General features: G+C 47.1%; 17 protein-coding genes and 1 tRNA gene. 9 read left to right on the top strand and 9 right to left on the bottom strand.

Features of this window, described 5'->3' with window-relative positions; all coding sequences use genetic code 11:
- Window positions 1-28 precede the first annotated feature (28 nt).
- Window positions 29-1,831 (bottom strand): FAD-dependent oxidoreductase, encoded by a 1,803-nt coding sequence (locus tag QUB10_RS05035; protein ID WP_333200098.1) that lies wholly within the window; start codon window positions 1,829-1,831, stop codon window positions 29-31.
- A gap of 342 nt (window positions 1,832-2,173) precedes the next feature.
- Here QUB10_RS05035 and cysC point away from each other — a divergent pair, with 342 nt between their 5' ends.
- From cysC to QUB10_RS05020, 3 genes are all read left to right on the top strand, one after another.
- Entirely contained in the window at window positions 2,174-2,698 is a 525-nt protein-coding gene (cysC, locus tag QUB10_RS05030; RefSeq protein ID WP_333200096.1) for an adenylyl-sulfate kinase, read from the top strand.
- A gap of 37 nt (window positions 2,699-2,735) precedes the next feature.
- Window positions 2,736-4,463, top strand: a complete 1,728-nt coding sequence (locus tag QUB10_RS05025) for an SLBB domain-containing protein (protein ID WP_333200094.1) — start codon at window positions 2,736-2,738, stop codon at window positions 4,461-4,463.
- 143 nt (window positions 4,464-4,606) lie between these two features.
- Window positions 4,607-6,931 carry a polysaccharide biosynthesis tyrosine autokinase gene (locus QUB10_RS05020; RefSeq protein ID WP_333200092.1) on the top strand — a complete coding sequence of 775 codons (2,325 nt, stop codon included), beginning with the start codon at window positions 4,607-4,609 and terminating at the stop codon, window positions 6,929-6,931.
- A 13-nt stretch (window positions 6,932-6,944) separates the two neighbouring features.
- Here the strand turns inward: QUB10_RS05020 and QUB10_RS05015 are convergent, their stop codons facing one another.
- On the bottom strand, window positions 6,945-7,148 hold the full coding sequence (locus QUB10_RS05015; RefSeq protein WP_333200090.1) for a hypothetical protein: 204 nt from the start codon (window positions 7,146-7,148) through the stop codon (window positions 6,945-6,947).
- A 328-nt stretch (window positions 7,149-7,476) separates the two neighbouring features.
- Between QUB10_RS05015 and QUB10_RS05010 the strand changes: the two genes are divergently transcribed.
- Window positions 7,477-8,844 carry an NAD-dependent succinate-semialdehyde dehydrogenase gene (locus tag QUB10_RS05010; RefSeq protein WP_333200088.1) on the top strand — a complete coding sequence of 456 codons (1,368 nt, stop codon included), beginning with the start codon at window positions 7,477-7,479 and terminating at the stop codon, window positions 8,842-8,844.
- 148 nt (window positions 8,845-8,992) lie between these two features.
- Window positions 8,993-10,630, top strand: coding sequence for an acetolactate synthase large subunit (locus QUB10_RS05005; RefSeq protein ID WP_333200086.1), 1,638 nt, complete (start codon window positions 8,993-8,995; stop codon window positions 10,628-10,630).
- A 230-nt stretch (window positions 10,631-10,860) separates the two neighbouring features.
- Here QUB10_RS05005 and QUB10_RS05000 read toward each other — a convergent pair whose 3' ends face one another.
- Both QUB10_RS05000 and QUB10_RS04995 read right to left on the bottom strand, forming a co-directional pair.
- Entirely contained in the window at window positions 10,861-11,085 is a 225-nt protein-coding gene (locus QUB10_RS05000; RefSeq protein WP_333053374.1) for a DUF4926 domain-containing protein, read from the bottom strand.
- Between the two features lie 8 nt (window positions 11,086-11,093).
- A complete protein-coding gene (locus QUB10_RS04995) occupies window positions 11,094-11,429 on the bottom strand; it encodes a DUF6883 domain-containing protein (protein WP_333200085.1) in 336 nt (111 codons plus the stop codon).
- Between the two features lie 509 nt (window positions 11,430-11,938).
- On the opposite strand from QUB10_RS04995, the gene QUB10_RS04990 reads away from it, so the two are divergent.
- Together QUB10_RS04990 and QUB10_RS04985 are read left to right on the top strand one after the other, a co-directional pair.
- Window positions 11,939-12,178 carry a DUF2283 domain-containing protein gene (locus tag QUB10_RS04990; RefSeq protein ID WP_333200083.1) on the top strand — a complete coding sequence of 80 codons (240 nt, stop codon included), beginning with the start codon at window positions 11,939-11,941 and terminating at the stop codon, window positions 12,176-12,178.
- A gap of 68 nt (window positions 12,179-12,246) precedes the next feature.
- A complete protein-coding gene (locus QUB10_RS04985; protein ID WP_333200081.1) occupies window positions 12,247-12,873 on the top strand; it encodes a type II toxin-antitoxin system antitoxin SocA domain-containing protein in 627 nt (208 codons plus the stop codon).
- A 97-nt stretch (window positions 12,874-12,970) separates the two neighbouring features.
- On the opposite strand, the gene QUB10_RS04980 is transcribed toward QUB10_RS04985, so the two are convergent.
- From QUB10_RS04980 to murA, 5 genes are all read right to left on the bottom strand, one after another.
- Window positions 12,971-13,312: a hypothetical protein gene (locus QUB10_RS04980; protein ID WP_333200079.1), complete on the bottom strand. Its 342-nt coding sequence runs from the start codon at window positions 13,310-13,312 to the stop codon at window positions 12,971-12,973.
- Window positions 13,313-13,407: 95 nt separating this feature from the next.
- Window positions 13,408-14,283, bottom strand: coding sequence for a DMT family transporter (locus tag QUB10_RS04975; RefSeq protein ID WP_333200077.1), 876 nt, complete (start codon window positions 14,281-14,283; stop codon window positions 13,408-13,410).
- Window positions 14,284-14,529: 246 nt separating this feature from the next.
- A tRNA-Leu gene (locus tag QUB10_RS04970) sits at window positions 14,530-14,611 on the bottom strand.
- A complete protein-coding gene (locus QUB10_RS04965; RefSeq protein ID WP_333200075.1) occupies window positions 14,590-15,459 on the bottom strand; it encodes a M48 family metallopeptidase in 870 nt (289 codons plus the stop codon). The genes QUB10_RS04970 and QUB10_RS04965 overlap by 22 nt, the downstream gene beginning before the upstream one ends.
- A gap of 165 nt (window positions 15,460-15,624) precedes the next feature.
- Window positions 15,625-17,043, bottom strand: a complete 1,419-nt coding sequence (gene murA, locus QUB10_RS04960; RefSeq protein ID WP_333200073.1) for a UDP-N-acetylglucosamine 1-carboxyvinyltransferase — start codon at window positions 17,041-17,043, stop codon at window positions 15,625-15,627.
- A 365-nt stretch (window positions 17,044-17,408) separates the two neighbouring features.
- On the opposite strand from murA, the gene smc reads away from it, so the two are divergent.
- Together smc and QUB10_RS04950 are read left to right on the top strand one after the other, a co-directional pair.
- Window positions 17,409-21,413, top strand: a complete 4,005-nt coding sequence (smc, locus tag QUB10_RS04955) for a chromosome segregation protein SMC (protein ID WP_333200071.1) — start codon at window positions 17,409-17,411, stop codon at window positions 21,411-21,413.
- Between the two features lie 452 nt (window positions 21,414-21,865).
- Complete coding sequence (locus tag QUB10_RS04950) at window positions 21,866-22,891, top strand: PRC-barrel domain-containing protein (protein ID WP_333200069.1); 1,026 nt, start codon at window positions 21,866-21,868, stop codon at window positions 22,889-22,891.
- The last annotated feature ends 122 nt before the right edge of the window (window positions 22,892-23,013 follow it).

Genomic DNA, 23,013 nt, shown 5'->3' with positions numbered 1-23,013 from the left:
TGAATTTTTCGGATCTCTGCAAAAAACCTCACCTCTTCAATTCTACTGAGCCCGCCAGCAGCCAAGCACCTGCCGAATTCAGCCGGCCCCATACTGTCAGAGGCTTTTCGGTTTCGCAATTGTGTAAAAATCTGTCGGTTTCCGAGTCCAAAGTCACGAGTTGCCAAGTTTGACCGACTAAGGAGGCAGGGCTTGTCAGCGTTAGTGTCCAGTTTTGTTCGCCGAGGCGGCGGAAAATGCCCGAAAATTGGCTGTGGGTATTTGCTGTTTGACTGCTTTGTTTCTCTACTGAGTCCTGACATTCGCCGCTGGCCGGATATGCTTGGGGTCGATCAAGATAATAGCGTTGCCAATCCAGCCAGTCCGATCGCCCCCGTGTCAAATTAAATAAGGGAATAACCGCCGCACTCGCCTCCGAATCTTGCAGCAAAGCTTCCTGCAAAACTCTCACCGGCAACTCCCGCGGCTGACATCCAGATTCCGCGCACAAAGCCGCCGCCATCCCCGCCGCCTGTCCAATATTCATTACCGTCGGTTGCAAGCGAGTTGCACCGTTGGCGATGTGAGAGACGGAAATATTTTTTTCGCAGACTAGCAAACCGTCTGTACTCGCAGGAATTAGGGCGCTGTAAGGAATGGTAAACGGAGTTCCCGTCCAGCGGCCGCCCCAGCGGAGGGATTTTGGCTGCAGAGGAATGTCGCCACTGGTGTAGTGGTGGTCATTGGCATAGTTGCCGATCGCAATTGTTTCACAAATGCCCTCAGAATTTATCGGCAACTTCGCGACTCTTCCGCCGGCAATAGGCAAAATATCTTGTTCTGTGACTGTACTTATCCCTCGCAAGCGCCGACTTTCTCGGTAGTAAGGATGTAAGGCAAAGGAAGAAAGAAGGGAAGAATTTTGTTGATTGTCGATCGTTGAAATGGGGAAAATATTCTGTGCTAAGCCGTAGCGGGGGCCGAGTTGCGTTTGAATGAAGCGGGCAAAACTTTGAGTGTGCCACAGACTTTCTTGGAGAAATTCTTGTCGAGATGCTTCAGATTTAATGAGTCGATCGACCCCTTCACCATAATCATTACCTCGAATCGGCCAATTAATCATCAACAATCCCCCTGGCAGCCTGCCGTAATTGAGAAATTGTTCGGGAGTGTAACCGTCCCAAGCACCGATAAATCGATCGGGATTTTCAACAGGCGGCGCGGGAATTTCTGATCCTGCCGCACCTTTACCAAAATCCTGCATGATTGCCACCCAAGTCGGAGCTTGCACCGAATAGCTCTCTGTGAGAGCATTAGAGGCAGCCGGCGCGCTGGGTTCTCCCCACTCGGCTTGGAATTCCCAACCCCAGCGGTGTCCAACATCCGCTAAAGCCAGCACATCTCCCAATTCCGTTGCATCCAAAGTGATTTTGGCCGAAACCGTAAAATCTGCAAACTGAACGCCAGAAATGCGATCTCCTTCATACAGCACATCGTGAGCTTTTTGTCCACAAATCCACTGTAAGTTCGGCAAACATTTAACCCAATCAGCGAAAATTTCAGCACCGGTGCGGGGATCGTAAGTAAAAAAACTTACCCAGCCCCAATCCAAACCTCCCGGCTGTCGCTGCTGGAGTTCCCGCAAAAACGCGCCCCACAAACCAGTTTGAAAAGCTGCTAATTCATTGCCATCGGGGGCAGAAACGCCTGCTGCTGTCAGCATTCCTCCCAGCCAGGGGAATTCGCTTACTAAAATAGTTTTGGCACCTCGGCGGGCTGCTTGGACGGCTGCTGCAGTGCCGCCGGTGCCGCCACCGACTACCAAAACATCTGCTTTTAAGGTTGGGGACATGGGGAATAGGATTTTAGATTTTAGATTTTAGATTTTAGATTGCGAAAGGCTCAGTCAGGTGATGGGTGCGCTACGGATAGATGTTCGGCGTTTGTTATCCCCCATTGAAGGTAAGGTGCACGGCCCAAGAGCACCCTACGGATTTTAAGATTACCTATTTATTTCTCCCCTTCCCTCTTCCTCTGTGTCCTCTGCGTCCTCTGCGGTTAATAAAAAAAATTAGTTATTGTGAAAGTCAGATCGCATCTCAAATCAAAAAGAATCAGAAAATGGGGAACCGCGACAGTAAAATAATACGTCGCGTAATTTCTCCACTATTCACTACTAACCAAGCAATTGAAAATGGAAAAAGGTTTTATTTTGTGGTTTACCGGGCTGAGCGGTTCCGGCAAGACAACGATCAGCAAAGCTCTCGAACCCGAATTGAAGGCAAGAGGTTGCAAAGTTGAAATATTGGATGGAGATGTCGTTCGCACCAACTTGTCAAAAGGTTTGGGATTTAGCCAAGAAGACAGAGATACTAATATTCGGCGGATTGGATTTGTAGCTCACCTGCTGAGCCGCAATGGAGTAGCCGTAATGACCGCAGCTATTAGCCCCTACAGAGCAATTCGCGACGAAATTAGAGCAATGGAGCCCCATTTTGTTGAAGTATATATCACAGCGCCGTTAGAAGTGTGCGAAGGTCGCGATGTCAAGGGGCTATACGCTAAGGCGAGAGCAGGAGAAATTAAGGGTTTTACGGGAATTGACGATCCTTATGAAGAACCGCTTAATCCTGAGATTATTTGTTACACAGAGCGAGAAAGTGTGGAAGAGAGTGTTAAAAAAGTTCTGACCAAGTTAGAACAGTTGGGTTACATTTGATGTTGGCGGGGTTGGATGAGGATAGGGGCAAAAAGCGATGGTGGTTAAAAGTTCTTCGCACGGCGTGCAACTTGAGAAAAAATCTCATCCTTGTGTCCCCTTTGCGGAGAGGGAGGGTGAAGAATTTCTCCCATTTCCTGCAAGAAGAGGGGCTCAGGGAGACATTTCCAGCAAAAGCTGCAAGCTAAGTTATTGGGCAAGCAATGCTGTCAAAAGTTTAATGATTCAAAGTTTAACAGTGTCAGTGCTGGCGGCGGTGGGTTCATCTCCTGCAGCGGCCCAGTTTATGCCTCCTCCTCCTCCTCCTCCTGATGCGGGTTCTCCTGTTCCTGTACCAGTACCGGCAGTGCCGGGATTGCCGGGATTGCCGGCAAGTGAACCTTCAAGTGTACGATCGGAAGTTTACACTTTAGGCGCGGGCGATCGTATTCAAATGGACATCTTCAACGTCCCGGAATACAGCGGCCCCAACGGTCAACACCAAGTACAGGCAGACGGTTCCCTGAGTTTGCCGTTAATTGGCAGCGTTTCGGTGTACGGGATGACTCTAGAACAAGCTTCTAATGCTGTTAAAGACAAATACGGCAAATACCTTAAACGTCCTTGGATTACCCTGAAACTGCTGGCGCCGCGTCCTTTGCAAATTGCGATCGCGGGCGAAATCAACCGCCCCGGAGCCTATACAATATCCTCAGCAGCAGGCCCCGGAGGCACAGCAGAGCAAATGGGAACTCAAATGCCAACGATATCGCGGGCTCTGCGAATGGCCGGCGGAATTACCCAGTCAGCAGACGTGCGCCAAATCAAAATCCGCCGCCCCCAGCGCAACGCACCGGAACAAATTATTAGTGTGGATTTGTGGGAATTATTGCAAAACGGCGATTTGCGGGCCGATATGACTTTGCGCGACGGCGATACTATATTTATTCCCACTGTAACTAGCCTCAACCGCCAAGAAGCACCGACTTTAGCAGTAGCTAACATTACCGGACAAAGCACTCAACCAATTAATATTGCTGTGGTGGGCGAAGTAACTCGCCCCGGTACTTATACTTTGGCAAAAGAGGCTCAAAGTAGGGTACAAGAGAATGAAATGGGTGAAAATTCTGGTTTGTTTGCTGCCAGCGAAACCAACGGCGGGGAAAATGTTTTGCAGCAAACGGTAACGAGGGCAATTAAAATGGCGGGCGGCATTACGCCGGTAGCTGATATCCGACAAATACAAGTTCGCCGCCTGACACGGGCGGGTACAGAACAAATTATTAATGTGAATTTGTGGCAACTTTTGGAAGGGGGAGATGTATCCCAAGATTTAGCGCTACAACAGGGAGATACGGTAATCGTTCCCAAAGCCGAAAACCTCGATGAAACCCAAGACGAACAAGTTGCTAATTCTAATTTTTCACCGGATACTATTAAGGTGAACATTGTGGGAGAAGTCGTGAAACCGGGAGCGATTGCGGTGCTGCCCAACACTACTTTAAATCAAGCGCTGGTAGCAGCGGGAGGTTTTAATAAAGCGCGGGCAGAAATGGATTCGGTGAATTTAATTCGCCTCAATCCTAACGGCACCGTTTCGCAGCTAACTGTTAAGGTTGATTTTTCTGCAACTGCCAATGAAGCAACTAATCCCAAACTGCAAAATAATGATGTAATTATGGTAAGGCGATCGGGTCGCGCTACGTTCTCGGATAATGTAGGCGGGACTCTCGCTCCTCTCAGCCCGCTGTTAGGAATATTTCGGTTGTTCGATATTTTTAGGTGATTTGAAGAGACTGGCATTAAGACCTCAGAAACCCGCTTTATATAAAAAATAGCGGTTTGGTAATGAAATATTTAGGAATTAACCGATTTCCTGAAACTCCGCCACCAATACAGACGTTTAAACTAATAAGTTGTAGAAATCAAATGAAACCAGGGAAACAATCTCCACTAGCAATTTTTAATCATAAAAAAGCCGCTGATATTCAAAAAATATCTTCGGGACTTTATGAAGAAGATCAATTTTTAGGCAGAAACAAAACCGAGGCAGAAGAGTTAAGTTTTTGGGAAGTTTGCCGCAGTCGCTCCATCTTAGTCATCGGTGTAGCAGCGGCAGTGACTACCGGAGTTTTCGCCTGGACACTGAATCAAAAAAGCGAGTACGAAGGGCGCTTTCAATTATTAGTAGAACCAGCCGTTACGCAAAATACTTTAGCCAAAATCTACTCCGGTGAGCTGAAACTGCAACCAGCGGCCCCAGCGACCCAAGAAAAGGGCGGTTTTGACTACGAATCCCAAATTCAAGTTTTGCAAAGCCCCCAAGTAATGTCGCCGATTATTAAACAGTTGCAGGCTAAGTATCCCGAAATAAATTACAACTATCTATTGAACCAAAAAGCAGATAATTTGCCGTTTTCTCAGGAAACTAGGTTGTCAATTAATCGATTCAAAAATACCAAGATTATCGAAGTTAGATATCGGGATTATGATCCGAAAAAAATTCAGTTTGTTTTGGAAAAAGTTGCGCTAGGCTACCGCAACTACAGCGTGCAAGATACCACAACTCAAATTAGTCAGACTCTGGATTTTGTGAAATCGCAAATTCCCAACCAGCAAAAGCGCCAACAAGCTCTGCAAACTGAAATCCAAAAATTGCGACAGCAGTACAATTTCATCGATCCGCAAATTCAAACCCAACAACTCGCGCAGCAAATCAGTGAACTTCAAACGCAAAGATTGGAAGCGCAAACGCAGCTAAATCAGCAGAGATTTCTCTATTCCAATCTGCAAAATCAGCTCGGATTAAACCAGAAGCAAGCGCTGATGGCATCGGCTCTGAGTCAAGCTCCCCGCTATCAAGGGATGCTGACTCAATTGCAACAATTAGAAGGGCAAATTGCGATTAACTCGGCTACGTTTACAGACGAAACTCCGCAAATGCAATTGTTGCGAGAACAGCGCAAGAACCTGATTCCTTTGTTGAAGAAAGAAGCCCAACATGTTCTGGGAACTGATTTGGCTAAGGTAAATTCGCAAGTGCTGACTTTTCAAGATCCGGTGCGGATTAAGTTAATCGAGCAGTTTATCGGTACTGCTAATTTAATTCAGGTGCTGGGCGTGCGGAATCAAGTTTTGGAACAAGCTGCTAAGCAGTTGAATCAATACTCTCAAAAATTCCCGGTGATTTTGCGGCGCTATTCCGATTTGCAGCGCGAGTTGGATTTGACTAACAATACGCTGAATAGTTTGGTGGCAAAACAGCAAGCTTTGCAGCTTGAAGCTGTGGGCAAAAAAGAGGTGGCTTGGGAAGTTATTGCTAAGCCGGAAATTCCGCGTTACAAAAATGGCGAGTTGATGGCTGTTGCTCCGATTATGCCTTTGAATTTGGCTTTGGGGGGATTGGCTGGTATGCTGTTTGGTATGCTGGCGGCGCAGTTGGCGGAACGGTTTAAAAATAAAACGGTGTTCCAAACTCCAGAGGATGTCAAACAGTCGATTCGCCTGCCTTTGTTGGGGGTAATTCCTGCTAGCGATAAAATTTTGAGACTTCCTCCTGCTGAGACAAGCCCGGTGGATGTGGCAATTTCGCCGATGCCGACGGATGCTTTTCAAGAAGCTTTTCGATCGCTCAATGCGAATATTCGCTTACTAAACGTTGATACTCCGATCAATTCTTGTGTAATTACTTCTTGTCAAGTAGGTGACGGCAAGTCTACGGTAGCAGTAAATCTGGCGCGGGCGGCGGCGGCAATGGGGCAGCAAGTGCTGTTGGTGGATGGGGATTTACGGCGCCCGCAGGTACACGAAATGCTGGGTTTACCGAATTGGCAAGGCTTGCACAATGTGATTGCTGATGATGTGGATGTGCAACAGGTGATTTTGCGATCGCCCCGCGATGAAAATTTGTTTGTGTTAACTTCCGGCCCGGTTCCTCTCGATCCCACAAAGGTGCTTTCTTCCCGAAAAATGCAGCATTTAATGGCAGCTTTGTCAAGTCATTTTGACTTAGTTATTTACGATACGGCGCCGCTTTTAGGTTTGGCGGATGCGAATTTGTTGGCGGCTCACACTAACGGATTGATGCTGGTAGTAGGGCTGCATCAAACTGAGCGGGAGGCGCTGGTGTTGGCTTTTGAAGATTTGAAAATGGCGGGGATTCCGCTGTTGGGAATGGTGGCGAATAACGATAAAGGCAGCAGGTATTACTATCAGTCTTACGTGCAGGATTACGTCCAGGAACAGTCTGTTTGAGGGAGAGGAATTGCTAATTATCGTAGGGTGCGTCGCTGCGAGATTTTCGCTCTTTTTTGGGATTTTTGATGGCGACGCACCTTATGCCTAATTCTTGCAAGGTGCGTCGCTGCGAGATTTTCGCTCTTTTTTGGGATTTTTGATGGCGACGCACCCTACGGTTTTTGTGGTTGAGAATGCAAGGCGGGCGGGACACCCGACAAGATATTTCATCCATCTTGCACCATTCATTGTGAATAAAGCTTTCAGGGGCGGGCGGGACGCCCCACAAGAACATTTAACTTTTGTGGAACAGGCCGGCGTCGCCTGTTAAGCGAGATTTGTGCGTGATTTCAGAAAGACAAATTTTCTTAAGATTTGCGATCGAGACTCTGAACTATAATTAAAAGTAGAGAAATTTAAACAAATCGCGGCACTTGCAACTTGGCAAGACCTGAAAGAAAACGTGGCAGGTAAATTCCTATTTTGTAATATCTTGATACAACTCCCTGCCTAGGCTGATAGCTAGCAGGGAGTTTTGTGTTTTTCACACAGGAGATGAAACAATGGCTATTGCTACTATCAACCCGGCAACGGGAGAAATGCTGAAAACTTTCGAGCCGATCGCGGATGAGGTAATAGAAGCTAAGCTGGAATTAGCACAGCAAGCTTTTAACAAATACCGCCAACTGCCGTTTGAGCAGAGAGCTCTGTGGATGCAGAAAGCGGCAGACATCTTGGAGCGCGATCGCGAAATTTACGCTGAAATGATGACCCTGGAAATGGGCAAAACGCTCAAATCTGCGATCGGCGAAGTGGAAAAATGCGCCTTAGTTTGCCGCTATTACGCCAAAAATGCCGCTCAATTTATGGCAGACGTACCGGCAACCACTGACGCTAGCAGCAGCTTTGTCCGCTACCAACCGCTGGGCGCTATTTTAGCCGTTATGCCGTGGAATTTCCCATTTTGGCAAGTTTTTCGGTTTGCGGCGCCGGCGCTGATGGCGGGCAATGTTGGCTTGCTAAAACACGCTTCCAACGTGCCTCAGTGCGCTTTGAAAATCGAAGAAATTTTTACGCTTGCTGGCTTTCCCGAAGGCGTGTTTCAAACTTTGTTAGTTGGCGCCGACAAAGTAGCCGATATCGTTGCGGACGATCGTATAAAAGCAGCAACTCTCACCGGTAGCGAACCAGCGGGTGAAAGTTTGGCAGCAAATGCGGGCAAAAATTTGAAAAAAGTAGTGCTGGAATTGGGAGGAAGCGACCCATTTATTGTGATGTCGAGCGCCGATGTAGCAGCAGCTTTATCAACTGCTGTGACATCCCGGATGCTCAATAACGGTCAATCTTGTATCGCCGCCAAACGCTTTATTTTAGCAGAAGAGATTGCCGACGAATTCATCACAGGATTTGTCGAAAAAATCGAGCAATTAAAAGTAGGCGATCCGATGTTGCCCGAAACCGATATCGGCCCTTTAGCTACTCCGGCAATCCTCAAAGACTTGGATAAGCAAGTGCAAACTTGCATCCAATCGGGAGCAAAACTTCTGACAGGTGGCCGCCCATTGTCAGAGAATGCCGGCAATTTCTACTTGCCAACTATTCTGACAGATATTCCGCCGAATGCCTCTGCCCGTCAAGAAGAATTTTTCGGGCCTGTAGCTTTAGTATTCCGGGTTGCAGGCATCGATGAGGCGATCGCCCTGGCAAACAGCACATCTTTTGGCTTGGGTGCGTCAGCTTGGACTACAGTAAACTCAGAGAGCGATCGATTTATTTCCGAACTAGAGGCGGGCGCGGTATTCATCAACGGTTTAGTAAAATCAGACCCTAGATTGCCCTTCGGCGGTATCAAACGCTCCGGTTACGGACGCGAATTGAGCATCCAAGGAATGCACGAATTTGTTAACATAAAAACAGTGTGGGTGAAATAAGCTCCCACTCTATCAACCGATCGCACAAATCTACATAAGTCTGCGTTTATCTGCGTTTACCTGCGGTTAAAAATTCCCATTTAGTATTTTTGCGATCGGTTGAAAAAGAAAGACCCAAAACCCCCATTAACCGAGGAGAAAAACGGAAATGAACACAGCTCAACTATTGGTAAAATGTTTAGAAAATGAAGGCGTCGAATACGTCTTCGGACTTCCTGGAGAAGAAAATTTAGAAGTTCTAGAAGCCCTGAGAAACTCTTCAATTAAATTTATTACTACTCGCCACGAACAAGGCGCCGCTTTCATGGCAGACGTTTACGGTCGTCTCACCGGCAAAGCCGGCGTTTGCTTGTCCACCTTGGGCCCTGGCGCAACTAACTTAATGACAGGAGTTGCTGACGCCAACTTAGACGGCGCTCCTTTAATAGCAATTACCGGACAAGTCGGCACAGACAGAATGCACATAGAATCGCACCAATATTTAGATTTGGTCGCCATGTTTGCGCCAGTTACTAAGTGGAATGCTCAAATTGTTCGCCCCAGCACGACGGCAGAAATTGTCCGCAAAGCATTTAAAGTAGCTCAAAGTGAAAAGCCGGGAGCAGTTCACATTGACTTACCTGAAAACATCGCAGCCATGCCTGCTGAAGGACAGCCACTCACCAAAGACAACCGCGAAAAAACTTTTGGCGCTTACCAAAGCTTGAATAAAGCCGCTGTGGCAATTTCCAAGGCAAAAAGTCCTCTGCTTTTAGTAGGAAACGGCGCGATCCGCGCTAACGCCAGCGATGCTTTGACCCAATTTGCTACTCGATTGAATATTCCTGTAGCTAATACTTTCATGGGCAAAGGTGTAATTCCTTACACTCATCCTTTGGCGCTTTGGACGACGGGCTTGCAAAAACGCGATTACATTAGCTGTGCTTTTGAAGAAACGGATTTAGTGATTGCTGTTGGCTACGATTTGATTGAATATTCCCCGAAGAAGTGGAATCCTGAAGGAAAAATTCCGATTATTCATATTGGAGCTCTGCCAGCAGAAATTGACAGCAGTTATATTCCTCTTATAGAAGTTGTGGGGGATATTTCTGATTCTCTCAATGAAATTTTGCAGCGTGCCGATCGCATGGAGAAAGTAGACCCTTTTGCTAAGCAATTGCGGGCGGATATTCGCGCTGGGTACGAACAATATGCAGCCGACGACGGTTTCCCGATCAAGCCACAAAAACTCATTTACGATTTGCGGCAAGTCCTGGGCCCGGAAGATATTCTTATATCTGATGTGGGAGCTCACAAAATGTGGATCGCGCGGCACTATCATTGCGATCGCCCGAATACCTGTTTGATTTCCAACGGCTTTGCGGCGATGGGAATTGCGATTCCGGGTGCGGTAGCTGCAAAACTCGTTTATCCCGATCGCAAAGTAATAGCAGCCACCGGCGACGGCGGTTTTATGATGAATTGCCAAGAGTTAGAAACTGCTTTGCGAGTCGGTACTAATTTTGTGACGCTGATATTTAATGACGGCGGTTACGGGTTAATTGAATGGAAGCAGCAAGATTATTTTGGTCATTCCGATTTCGTAAAATTTGGCAATCCTGATTTTGTGAAATTTGCGGAAAGTATGGGTTTAAAAGGCTATCGAGTGGAATCTGCAACGGATTTTATTCCGATTCTGAAAGAAGCCCTTGCTCAAGATGTCCCTTGCGTGATTGACTGTCCGGTAGACTATCGGGAAAATGCGCGTTTCAGTCAATTATCTGGGGATATGAGTTGCAATTTGTAAGAGTAGCTAGAGCCCCGACTTATTAAAGAAGTCGGGGCTCTAATAATGGACATTATTCGAGATAGAGTTTTGTAGCTTGTTTAAGATTGGCGATCGCTTATTCTATGGTTTCGCCTTGGTCAACTGTGCCGACTTCGGGACATTCGGCAATGTATCTATCTTCTTGTTTGTAAATGATGCCTGTGAAGCTGTGAGTGTTCATAATGTTTTTGCTTCCATTTAGATAACGCTCAAGCTAGCATCCGGGCGTGAGCAATTTCTCTATCACCTATGAGACGGACTTGGGAGCTAAAGAGTGAAATAATAGCTAATGTTTTCCCCGTCAAGGTAACAAATTCTACTTCATATCCTACCCCACCTTGATGTACTAAAACAACTGTGCCAATATCGCCTTGGCTTAATTTTTTTTCGGGGATATCAATTGTTAAAACAATGCTGTCAAGTTCTTGAATCATTTTATTTTTTATTTTGGTGGATAGGCACTTACTAGCCTGGGAGTGTCGCCTCCGGTTTCAATAAACCAAACAGAACGCACAAAGGGTTTTCTGCCATCTGCTGCTAGCATTTCTCCTTCAATAACGTACCGACTGCCAAAAGGAGATTCTTCAATTTTAGCTAATTCATGGTCGGCGGCATGACGCAGCAAGGCAGTTGCCATGATTTCCCAAGCATCAACTGAAAAACCAAACCGTAAAAAAAATTTTGCTTTGCTTTTCCCGTCGCGGTGGGTGAGTGAGAGCAGATATTCGGTAATTTTCTTTTCAGGAACGACTGCTCTTTCATAATTGGGCAGTTTCAAGCACTCTCTCCAAAGCTTACTCTTGTATATTAACCAGAGTTGAGGCGATCGGTCAAGCAGGGGCGATTCCCTACAGGATACCTGCGCCGCGCGTGCTTTTTGACAAGTTGGGTTGGGATGGGCGATCGCTAAACTTGTCAGGTAATTATGGTAATCTAAAAGTTAGGTAATTAGGACTGGCAAGAATGGAGGAATGTGACAACACAATTTTTCTGTCCATATCTCGATAGCGAGGTTGAACTCACTGAAGAGCGAGAACTACATATTGTTGATACACATCCCGATTTGCTACCATCTTATCAGGAAAGAATTGCTAAAACTCTAGCTGACCCAGATGAGGTTCGATGTGATTTACGTTTCGGCAATACTTTTCTATTTTCATAGCAGTATGGTAAGGGTCGCAAGGGTAGGTATGTTGTAGTAGCTGTTGTGAATGATACAGTTCCGAGAGAGCGCTATTGGATCGTGACAGCTTACTTAACAAAAAATGTTACCCAAGGAGAGATAATATGGCAGAAAAACTAACTTTTAAATACGATGCTATTGGGGATATTTTGTACGTGAATAAATGTTCGCCTTATGCAGAGCAAGAATCGCAAGAACTAGAATATGGAATTGTGGCTCGTCTCAATCCTGACACGGAGGAAATTGAAAATCTGGAAGTTATGTTTTTCTCCAAGCGGTTGCGAGAGAGTAATGTATTTGAATTGCCGATTGTGGGTGAGTTGCACTTGAGTTATAATGCTTAGAAAAGACTGCATTACGTCATTATTTCCACTGTTTGCTAGAATTATTTAAGTCAGCTCTAAGGACGGCTATGACTCAAGCTATCTCAACAAAAAATGAATATCAAATAACTGCGAGTTCTCCAGTTTGGGAAAGAGTTGAGCAAATTGCCGCACAATTTAACTTGTCAGTTTCTGAACTATTGGAACAGATAGGCGAAGGTCAACTCAAAGTTGTGGCGGTTCCAGGTAATTCAGTAAAAGTGAGTGAGCAAGATATTGCCAATGCTTTTATTTGGTTAGCCGCCCAAACTAATGTAGCAATCAACGCCTACAAGCTACAAAAACTAATGTATTATGCTCAAGCTTGGTATTTAGGAGTTTACGGCAAGCCACTATTTGATGCAGATTTTGAAGCAGGGATTCACGGGCCGGTTATTCCTGATTTATTAGAAAAGTATCAACGACAATTTAGTTGGGAAGCAATTACAGAGAAAATCGAACAACCGAAACTTCCCCAAAAAATCGGGGAATTTATCGAGGAAGTTGCTGATGCTTATTTTGAGTATGATGATGCAACTTTGGAACGAATGATTTGCAGTGAAAAACCTTGGCAGGAAGCGAGAGGAGATTTGCCGAGAGACGAATCTTGTCATGGGATTATTTCTCACGAATCGATGAAGAAATATTATTCGGGCCGTTTCTTCTCTAAAGAATAAGCTCCGAGGCATTTAAATTGCACGACCGAATACAATTAAACTTTTGTGGGGTGGGCATCCTGCCCGCCCTAAAGATATAAGTTAAATGCACAACAGCTTATAAGGACGATTCCCTACGGCATAGCTGCGCTTCACGCACTTTGTGACAAGTTGGTATGTGAGGGCGCTCTTTTTCAGATTCAAGTATTCGGTTAGCTGCTGCCTTCGTGATGGACTGGATAATCCCGTCAAAATCTTTACGGATTTCTGCAAATTGTTTTACCCAAGTATTAGAAGCATAAATCACTTCTTCTTGATTCTGGCGAGAGGCTGCAATTTGCTTCTCAATCTCTCCGTAGAGTTTTGTTTCCACTTGTCGGAGTTGTGATATCAAATCCGGTAGCATCGGAATTAATATTACCCATTGCTTTCGAGACGGCGCCGTGCCTATTAGTGTCAACAGTTAACACTCAACCATTCAGTTTTTCGACCCGCCCGTCAACAGTCAACAGTCAACAATCATTCCGGTGGCACCGGAATTGATATCAAATCTAATCACTTCAAACCCAATAATAAGGCGATTCCGCCGATCGCACCAACTACCCCCAAAACAGCCCGAATGCTCACTTTTTCGCCCGCCAGCACGGCTAAAGGCAGGATAAATAGGGGACTGGTAGAACAGAGTGCTTGAGCTATTCCTGCGGGTGCATATTTCAGCGCAGTCTGTTGCAGGAAAATTCCGAGATATGTTCCTAAAAAAGCTGCTAGAATTATTGCACCTAATAGTTTTGGCGCTTTTAATTGTTTGAAACTGTTAAGGTTTTTTTGGTTCAAAAAGCATAGCATAACTGCCATGCCACCGCTCAAACGCAAGGCCGCCGTCCACAGGGGATCAATATCTATTTGAGTGAAGGCGGCGCGGGATAAAATAGCTCCGATGGCATGGGATGTTTGTCCTAATAAACTAATGGCTAATCCTTGCCAAAGATGTTTTGATGGTAAGGTGGTTTCGGCTGTTCGTTCTGCAATTACCCACGCTACGCCGCAGATTGTTAAAAGAATGCCTGTACAAGCAATAGCAGATAACTTTTCTTGCAAAAATATTAAGCCCAATAAAGCTGTTAAAGGAGGAGATAGGGTTTCTAAAAGCAGCGTTCGCCTCGCGCCTAAATATTTTAATACGATAAAGAAAGCGGTGTCTCCGATGCCAATTCCTAGACCACCACTAATCAGCAGCATTGCTAAAATATTAGGGTTGATTGCGGGTAAAGATTTTCCTAAAATTATTACAGTGGCAAGGAGCATGAAAAGGGCGATCGCACCTTTGAGCAAGTTTAGCACGACTGCGGGGAGTTGCTGTCCCACTCGCTGCCAGATGGTGGAAGATAGGGCCCAGACAAGTGCAGCGCCTAAAGCGGCAATTTCACCCATAAAATCTGTTGACTGTTGACTGTTGACTGTTGACTGTTGACTGACTAAGGACTAATGACTAAGGACTAATGACTAAGGACTAATGACTAAGGACTAATGACTAAGGACTAATGACTGTTGTTACCGATGCCCGATTACCGATTCCCCATGCCCTGTTTGGCCGATTCCCGATGCCCGATGCCCAATATAAATTAGGGTTCCAGACTTATCATCTGGAACCCTAGATTTATTAAGCTTTTTTAGCAGTGGGCGGGGAGAGAATCGAACTCTCATACCTTTCGGTGTCAGATTTTGAGTCTGATGCGTCTACCAATTTCGCCACCCGCCCTTTTTCGTTTCACCATCATAACACACCGATCGATTTCCTGCAAGCAAAGATTCATAATCTTTTGAACTTGCCCAACGATCGATCTCTCTGGCGCGCAATACTGGTACAGGATGGGACAACTGAGCCGTCTGAGCTTGTTTGAGCATATCTCCGAGTTGAGTGCTGCTGAGGTCGTCGTAGGCCCGCGCCTGCGCCAAAAACGCATCTACATTCAGTTTGGGAGCTAAAGTCGGCGAACCTCCGGCCAGTTTCATCAACAGTGATGCTACCACTTTTGGGTCTTGGGTGGCGAGCAAGGCGGCGCGATCGCACGTAAATTCCGCACACCGCAACCATTCCAACATTTGCGCCTGCAAACCCTGCGCGAGCACGGCTCCCACAGGCGAAATTTGGCCGGCGGCCAACACAATTAAATTAGCCAGAGTCAGGTAAACTCCGTGTTCGCACTTCAAATGCCCCAACTCGTGAGCAATTACTGCCTTAACTTCCTCATCTGTGAGCAAATCAATCAGAGAAGTGTGCATCACCACAAAAGGCTGTTTTCCCCGCATCGCAAAGGTGTAAGCATTCGGCATCGGATGCTGGCGGACATAAAGCTGCGGCGGTTCCAAATCCAGAGTTTTGCAGGCATCCAACAACAATTGATGCAGGTGGGGCAATTGATTTTCCCCGACTTGGACGCTGGAAGCCAGATTTTCCAGCATGAAAAACTGTTCGCCCAGTTGTCCCAGCAACTGCCGCACCATCAAATCCAGGCCGGGCAGTTGTTTGAGAGTGCTGGTAGCTTCCAAGTCTAGCGGGTGGCGAAACTGGTCTGCTTTCAAACCGATGAGCGGTATGTTCGACATTTTAATCCTGAATCATTAGTCAATAGTCATTTGTCATTAGTCATTGGTCATTGGAAAGTGGGAATTGGCAATTGGGAAGCGGGAATTGAAAAAGGTTGAATTATTTTTCTTTCTTCTTCCTTCTTCCTAATGACTAATGACTGCTGACTAATGACTCATGACTAATTAACAGTTTAAACCCGATCGCACGGGATTGACAGGAGCCTCAGCAGTCGCCGGGTCTGTACCCTCTTTGACCCGTCGCAACTTAGCTCCCAATTTTTGCAGTTTCACCTCTAACTGCTCATAGCCGCGGTCTAAGTGCTGCAAGCTACTGATGGTGGTGACACCATCGGCTGCAAGTCCCGCTAACACTAACGCCGCCGAAGCCCGCAAATCTGTTGCCACTACCGGCGCACCCGACAGCCGCGACACTCCGCGCACAATCGCTACATTGCCTTTCAGGCGAATGTCGGCGCCCATGCGGTTGAGTTCTGCTACGTGGCGCAAGCGATTCTCAAACACGGTTTCTTTGATCAAGCTGTCTCCTTCGCTCAGCGTCAGCAAAGCCATAAACTGAGCTTGCATATCTGTGGGGAAACCAGGGTAAGGCAGAGTTTCGATGTCTGTGGCCGAGTGAGTTTTGCCGGGAACTATCCGCAAAATGTCGGGGGATTCTGCAATAATTTTCGCCCCAATAGTCTTCAATTTGGCAATGACTGCGGTCAGGTGGTCGGGAATTACTGGCGACAAACTGATTTCCGAGTGAGTGATGGCTCCGGCTACTAAAAATGTTCCGGCTTCAATGCGATCGGGAATAATTGAATAGTCTACCGCGTGCAGCTTGGGAACTCCCGAAATGACGATCGTATTCGTGCCAGCGCCTTGAATTTTTGCTCCCATAGCGCGGCAGAAATTCGCCAAATCTGCGACTTCCGGCTCTTGAGCCGCATTTTCAATCACGGTTTCTCCTTCCGCCAGAGTCGCCGCCATCATCAAAGTTTCAGTTGCGCCGACGCTGGGGTAGTCCAAATAAATTTTGGCTCCTTTCAGGCGGCGGTTCGGCCCTTTGACGTAAGCGTGAACCGTGCCGTGGTCGATGTGGACTTCGGCACCGAGGGCTTGCAAACCGCGAACGTGGAGTTCAACGGGTCGGGCACCGATGGCGCACCCACCGGGCAAGGGCACTTTGGCAAATCCCAAACGCGCTAGCAGCGGGCCGATGATGAAGAAGCTCGCCCGCAGTTGGCTGACTAATTCGTAGGGGGCTTGAGCGTCTATGAGGTTGCTGGCGTTGATGTCTAAAACGTCCCCGTTCTGCTGTAAGTTGACTCCTACAGCCGAGAGAATTTGCCCCATGCGGGCGACATCGACTAGACCGGGAACGTTGCGGAGACGGCAATCTTCTGGACATAGCAGGGCTCCTGCCATGACGACTAACGCGGAGTTTTTGGCGCCGCTGATTTTGATATGTCCTTTAAGGGGCTGGCGACCCCAAATTTGCAATACTTGTTGGTCGCTTTCAGGTGAAGCTGGCAGGTTAGACGAGTTCTGAGCTGGTGTAATGGGTTTGCCCTCCATAATTCGCTTCGTTACTTTATACATTATTAATTTTGGTTCGATTTTACCGGAAAGTTTTTATATGTCTAGGGGGAACATGAGGAATTCCCACAATTATATTTGCTGGAATTCACTAGGGGCAAGGCTTTCAGGTTTAATTGCACAAATAATTTCGATCGAGTCTCATGGAGTTATCTGTATCAAAATTTACGTTCATTTGTAGCGGTAGCTCTGGTCGCAGATGTTGTACTTTTGTCAACTATCTTTTGAAGTAAAAGCTGACTTTGTTGTTGACAAAGGTGTAAGATATCGGTTTGCTCGACAATGCCCGAAAGTTAACACATTGTCGATCGCCCCATTGCCTGTGCTACCCTGTGACAACAACCTAGAGCCAAAGCTACTCCTAGCATATGGTTCACATTAAACGGATCGAACTGACTAACTTTAAATCTTTTGGTGGCACGACGGCCATTCCCGTGCTGCCCGGTTTTACTGTGGTTTCCGGGCCCAACGGTTCTGGGAAGTCCAATATCCTCGACGCTTTGCTGTTTTGTCTCGGACTTTCGAGTTCTAAGGGAATGCGGGCTGAACGTTTGCCGGATTTGGTGAACAGCGCCCAAAACAAACGCGGTACGATCGAAGCTAGCGTGACTGCGACTTTTGCCCTGGAAGATGTGGGAGAGGAATGGTTCGCGCGGGATGAAGATGAGGAGGAAAATGCAGCAGATGAGTTATCTGTGGAAGCAGAGGAAGTCGAAGCGATAGAAACTGCCGAAACTCAAGACAACAACGGACAATCATCTGCCAATCGAAAATCCAAAATCGAAAATCGAAAATCGGAAGAGTTATCTGTTGAAGCAGAGGAAGTCGAAGGGATAGAAACTGCCGAAACTCAAGACAACAACGGACAATCATCTTCTGTCAATCAAGAATCGCCTCTCTCTGTTGCAGAAGCCGAAGGGATAGAAATTACCGAAACTCCAGACAACAACGGCCAATCACCTGCTGTCAATCGAAAATCCAAAATCCAAAATCCAAAATCGGATGAGTTGTCTGTTGAAGACGTAGAAGAAATAGAAATAGCAGCAACTCAAGACAACCACGGACAACTACTCGCTACCAATCGAAAATCGAAAATCGAAAATCGAAAATCGGATGAGTGGAGTGTGACGCGCAAACTTCGGGTAACTCGCCAAGGTACTTACACTTCAACTTATTACATTAACGGTCAACCTTGCACGCTGACTCAACTTCACGAACAACTCAACCGCTTGCGAATTTATCCCGAAGGCTATAACGTCGTGCTGCAAGGAGACGTTACCAGCATTATTTCGATGAATTCTAAGGAACGCAGAGAAATCATTGACGAATTAGCTGGTGTGGCTCAGTTCGATCGCAAAATTTCTTTAGCTAGGCAGAAGTTGGATGAAGTTAAGGAGGTGGAAGAACGCAGCCGGATTGTTGAAAAAGAGCTGATGTCTCAGCGCGATAGACTTGCTTCAGATCGCACAAAAGCGGAAAAATATCAAAAATTGCGGGCGGAATTTCAAGAAAAGTCGCAATGGGAAATTGTGCTGAAATTCCGCCAATTGCAGCAGCAAGAATGGAAGCTGCGAGAACAAATCGAAACGGGCGATCGCACTTCTGCATCTCTCACCGAACAACTGCAAGCAATTAGCACCCAAATTCAAGCAGCAACCGCCGAACTTGACGCGCTGAATGCCCGTGTTAAAGCTTTGGGAGAGTCGGAATTGTTGGCTTTACAAGCGACGATTGCCACTCAGGAAGCGGAAAGGCGGCAACTGCAAAACCGCAAACAGGATTTGGAAAAAACTGCTGGGCAAATGGCTGCTAATATAGCACAAACCGAGGAAGAAGTTCGGCAATTCCGGCAAAGTTTGGAGCAAATTGAGATAGAAATATCTTATGTTAAGTCTCAAACAGGAACTTTGCAGGAACAGCGGGACGCAGCCCAGCAAAGTTTAGATGAAAATCGGGAAGTTGCAAATGCGATCGCCTCGACGGCCGAAGTTTGGGTACAGCAGCAAACGGAACTGCACCGCCAAATCGAAACAATTCAACAAACTTTGGAACCGCAGCGTACAGAACAAGCTACTATCGGCGAAAGAGCCGATCGCCTGCAAAGTCAAATTCAAGAACAAAACCAATCGCTGCAAGTATTGGAACAGGAAATTGCAGCGAAAAAAGAGCAGCAATCTCGCCTTGTGGAAACCAAAGGCGTTGCATCTTTGCAAGTAGAATCGCTAAATCAGATTTTATTCGAAGCCGAACAAGAATTGCAACTGCAACAGGAAACTCAAACTCGTTTGTTGGAAGAACAGCGGGAAAGACAGCGCAAATTAGACAAACTAGAAGTGCAGTTTCAAGCACTGCAAGAAGCGACGGGAACGTTTACTGCAAAAATTGTCGCCCAAAGCGGAATTGGCGGAGTTTGTGGCTTGGTGGCGCAACTGGGCAGGGTGGAACCGCGCTATCAGTTGGCGCTGGAAATTGCGGCGGGCGGGCGCATGGGAAATATGGTGGTGGAAGATGACAGCGTGGCTGCTGCTGCGATCGAATTGTTGAAACAAAAACGGGCGGGAAGGATGACGTTTTTGCCTCTGAATAAGATTAGAGGCGGCAGGTATTCGGTGAATGAAAATTTGCGGCGCGCGGCTGGGTTTGTGGATGCGGCTGTTAATTTGATTGATTGCGATTCGCGGTATCAGGAAATTTTTGCTTACGTTTTTGGCAGTACGGTTGTGTTTAGCAACCTCAGTGATGCCCGCCGCTATTTGGGACAGTACCGGATTGTCACTTTGGACGGGGAAATTTTGGAAACTAGCGGGGCGATGACTGGGGGAAGTTCTACTAATAGATCTACTTTGCATTTTGGCACGGTTGAGGCTAGTGAGGCTGCTAGTGAAGCGCGGACGATCGCGTCTTTGCAAGAAAGGTTGGAGGAAATTGAGCGGATTTTGGAACGGTGCAAAATTGCGATCGATCGCGCTTCTGTTGCAGTCAAAACTCGCAGCCAAGAATTGATGGAAGCGAAACAAAATTTACGCGAACATCAGTTGCGCTTGGAACAGTTGGATTCAGAAATTAAGAATTTGCAAGCGCAACAGGAACAAGTGCGATCGCAAATTGCGAAAAATACACAGGAATTAACTAATTCGCGATCGAGATTGCAGTCGCTGGAACGAGAATTGCCCGCACAGGAAACTCAATTGCAGCAGTACCGCCAAACTTTGGCGCAGTTGGAAGAGTCGAACAGCCACAGCGAATGGCAGCAAATGCAATCGAGTTTGCGCGCTCTAGAAGCGCAGCTCCAAGAGCGAGAATTGGCTCTGAGAACCGTCCAGCAGCGCCTTGTAGACTTGGAAAATCAATTCGGGCGTTTGGAAGAGAAAATTAAGGAAGGCAGCGAGAAATTGCAGGAATGGCAAGTGCAGCAAAACGCGGGGGCGGATGCGCTCGATCGCATTGTTTCGCAGCAGTTAGAACTCGATGGACAAATTGCCACAGCTAAGGCGGCTTTGGGGGAAATTGAGGAAAAATTGGGCGTGCAGAAGGGAGAGCGCGATCGGGCGGAATCTCAACTGCGAGAACAGCATTTAGCCAAACAGCAGTTACAATGGCAGTTGCAAAAACTCCACGAAACCCAGCAAGAACGCCGGGAACAATTGGCTGCCATCCGCACTCTATTGGAAACGCAGCGGGCGGAAATGCCCGACCCCGTGCCGTCGATTCCTGAAAATGTCGAGAAAGCCAATTTGACGGAATTGCAGCAGGAAGTAAAGGCGATCGCCAAACGCATTCAAGCTTTAGAACCAGTCAATATGCTAGCCTTGGAAGAGTACAACCGCACTCAAGAACGCCTTCAAGAATTAAGTCAAAAATTGACGACATTGGAAGGAGAACGCACTGAACTGCTGTTGAGAATCGAAAATTTTACCACACTCAGGCGGCGCGCTTTTAAAGAAGCTTTCGACGCGGTTAACGAGAACTTCCAGACTATCTTTGCGGAACTTTCCGAAGGCGATGGCTATCTCCAGCTAGATGACCAGGAAGACCCCTTCAGCAGTGGCTTGAATTTGGTGGCTCACCCGAAGGGCAAACCCGTACAGAGGCTGGCTTCCATGTCTGGAGGCGAAAAATCATTGACGGCGCTGAGTTTTATTTTTGCGCTGCAACGCTACCGCCCGTCTACGTTCTACGCTTTTGATGAAGTGGATATGTTTCTGGATGGGGCAAATGTGGAGCGATTAGCTAGAATGATAAAACGACAGTCTGAACAAGCCCAGTTTATTGTTGTGAGTTTGCGGCGACCTATGATTCAATCGGCTGAGCGTACAATTGGTGTTACTCAAGCACGGGGAGCTTATACTCAAGTCATAGGACTGAAGTTGTAGTCCCGGAGTGTCGGTTGATGATCGTGTTGAGTGATATATGTACTTATTGACACTCCTCGACCTGAAGGTACGAGGATTCTTGGCTCACCGAGACCACTTAAACTAGATTCCTTGAAGTCTCTAGCCCAGAGGTGGGACTCTCCCCAAGAGTTAATTCGGGTATGCCCTACCCTATTTGCTTTTAGGCAAGTCCTGTTTCAGTTTGAAGCAAATTCGCTTCAAATGCTGTTTGTCTAGCTCCTCTGAATCTTTTACCTACTGCGAGGTGGAGTCTAGAAAAATGCAGTAGAACCGCTTAGATTCAATTTTCAAGGTTCAGCGCTTTGTCTTTTGACAGCTAGGTTTTTAGAGTGGTTGATTACCTTTCCACTACTACAAGCATACAGCAAAGCCGTGCTAGAAGCACGGGGGTTTTAGGCCCATTTTTATGATAAATCAGGACTAAACTTAGAATGACATCAGAACAAATTTGCCAACGCTCAGATATTCTCGGCACTCAAGTCATCACCCGCGACAGAGGTAAACGCTTGGGTGTAGTCAGTCAATTGTGGGTGGACATTGACCGGCGGGAAGTTGTGGCGATCGGTCTGCGAGATAATATATTTGCGGTCGCTGGAATGCCGAGGTTTATGTTCCTCAGCAATGTCAGCGAAATCGGCGACGTGCTGTTGGTGGAAGATGAGAGCGCGATCGAAGATGATGTTGATGTTGAAGTCTACAGCATTTTGATTAACAGCGAAGTTATTACCGAAACTGGCGAACTTTTAGGTAGGGTACGGGGCTTTAGGTTCGACCCCGAAGACGGTAAGTTAGTTTCTATAATTATCGCTTCCCTGGGAATCCCCCAAATCCCCGACCAAGTTCTCAGCACTTACGAGTTGGGGATTGAAGAAATTGTCAGCAGCGGCCCGAATCGCTTGATTGTGTTTGAAGGTTCCGAGGAAAGGCTCAGGCAGCTTAGTGTGGGTTTGCTGGAGCGCGTTGGTTTGGGCCAAGCACCTTGGGAACGAGAAGAGGACGAGGCAGGTTATTATCCGAAACCCGTGGCTACGGGAAATCAATTGGGCCCTGGCGTGCGGATACCTGCACCGGAAATGCGGAGCCGGGTAGCTGCGCCTGCGGTGGAGGAAGTTCCTTGGGATGAGGATTTAGAGTGGAATCGGTCTGCGGTTCGCCAGCCGCCGATGCGCGCGGTGCAGGTACAGCAGCAGCCAATCGACGATTACGAGGATTACGAAGAGGATAATTGGGGCGGCGAGGAGGACGATTACGAGGAGGAAGAGTACGAGGAAAAGCCGCAGTACACTCGCCCTGAGATTTCTCGCCCGAAGCAGCCGGTGGTGCAGTACGAGTACGAGGATGATGTGGAGGCTGATGCTTGGGCTGACGATGAGGCACCGAAGCCTTACCAGGCTCCTCGGGTGAATATCCCTGAGAAGACTAAGACTCCTGAGTACGAGGAGGAGCCTGGTTATTAGGAATTAATCAATTAGCTCAAACCAATATTTTGCACTCTTCTTAAGAACGGGCAACATGCCCGTTCCACAATCAAGTTTATTTTTTGTGGAACGGGCTTCTAGCCCGTTGCTGATATTGGTGC

Source organism: Microcoleus sp. B5-D4 (genome assembly GCF_036705145.1).
Taxonomy (GTDB): Bacteria; Cyanobacteriota; Cyanobacteriia; order Cyanobacteriales; family Microcoleaceae; genus Microcoleus.
This window is presented reverse-complemented; position numbering and strand designations above follow the sequence as displayed.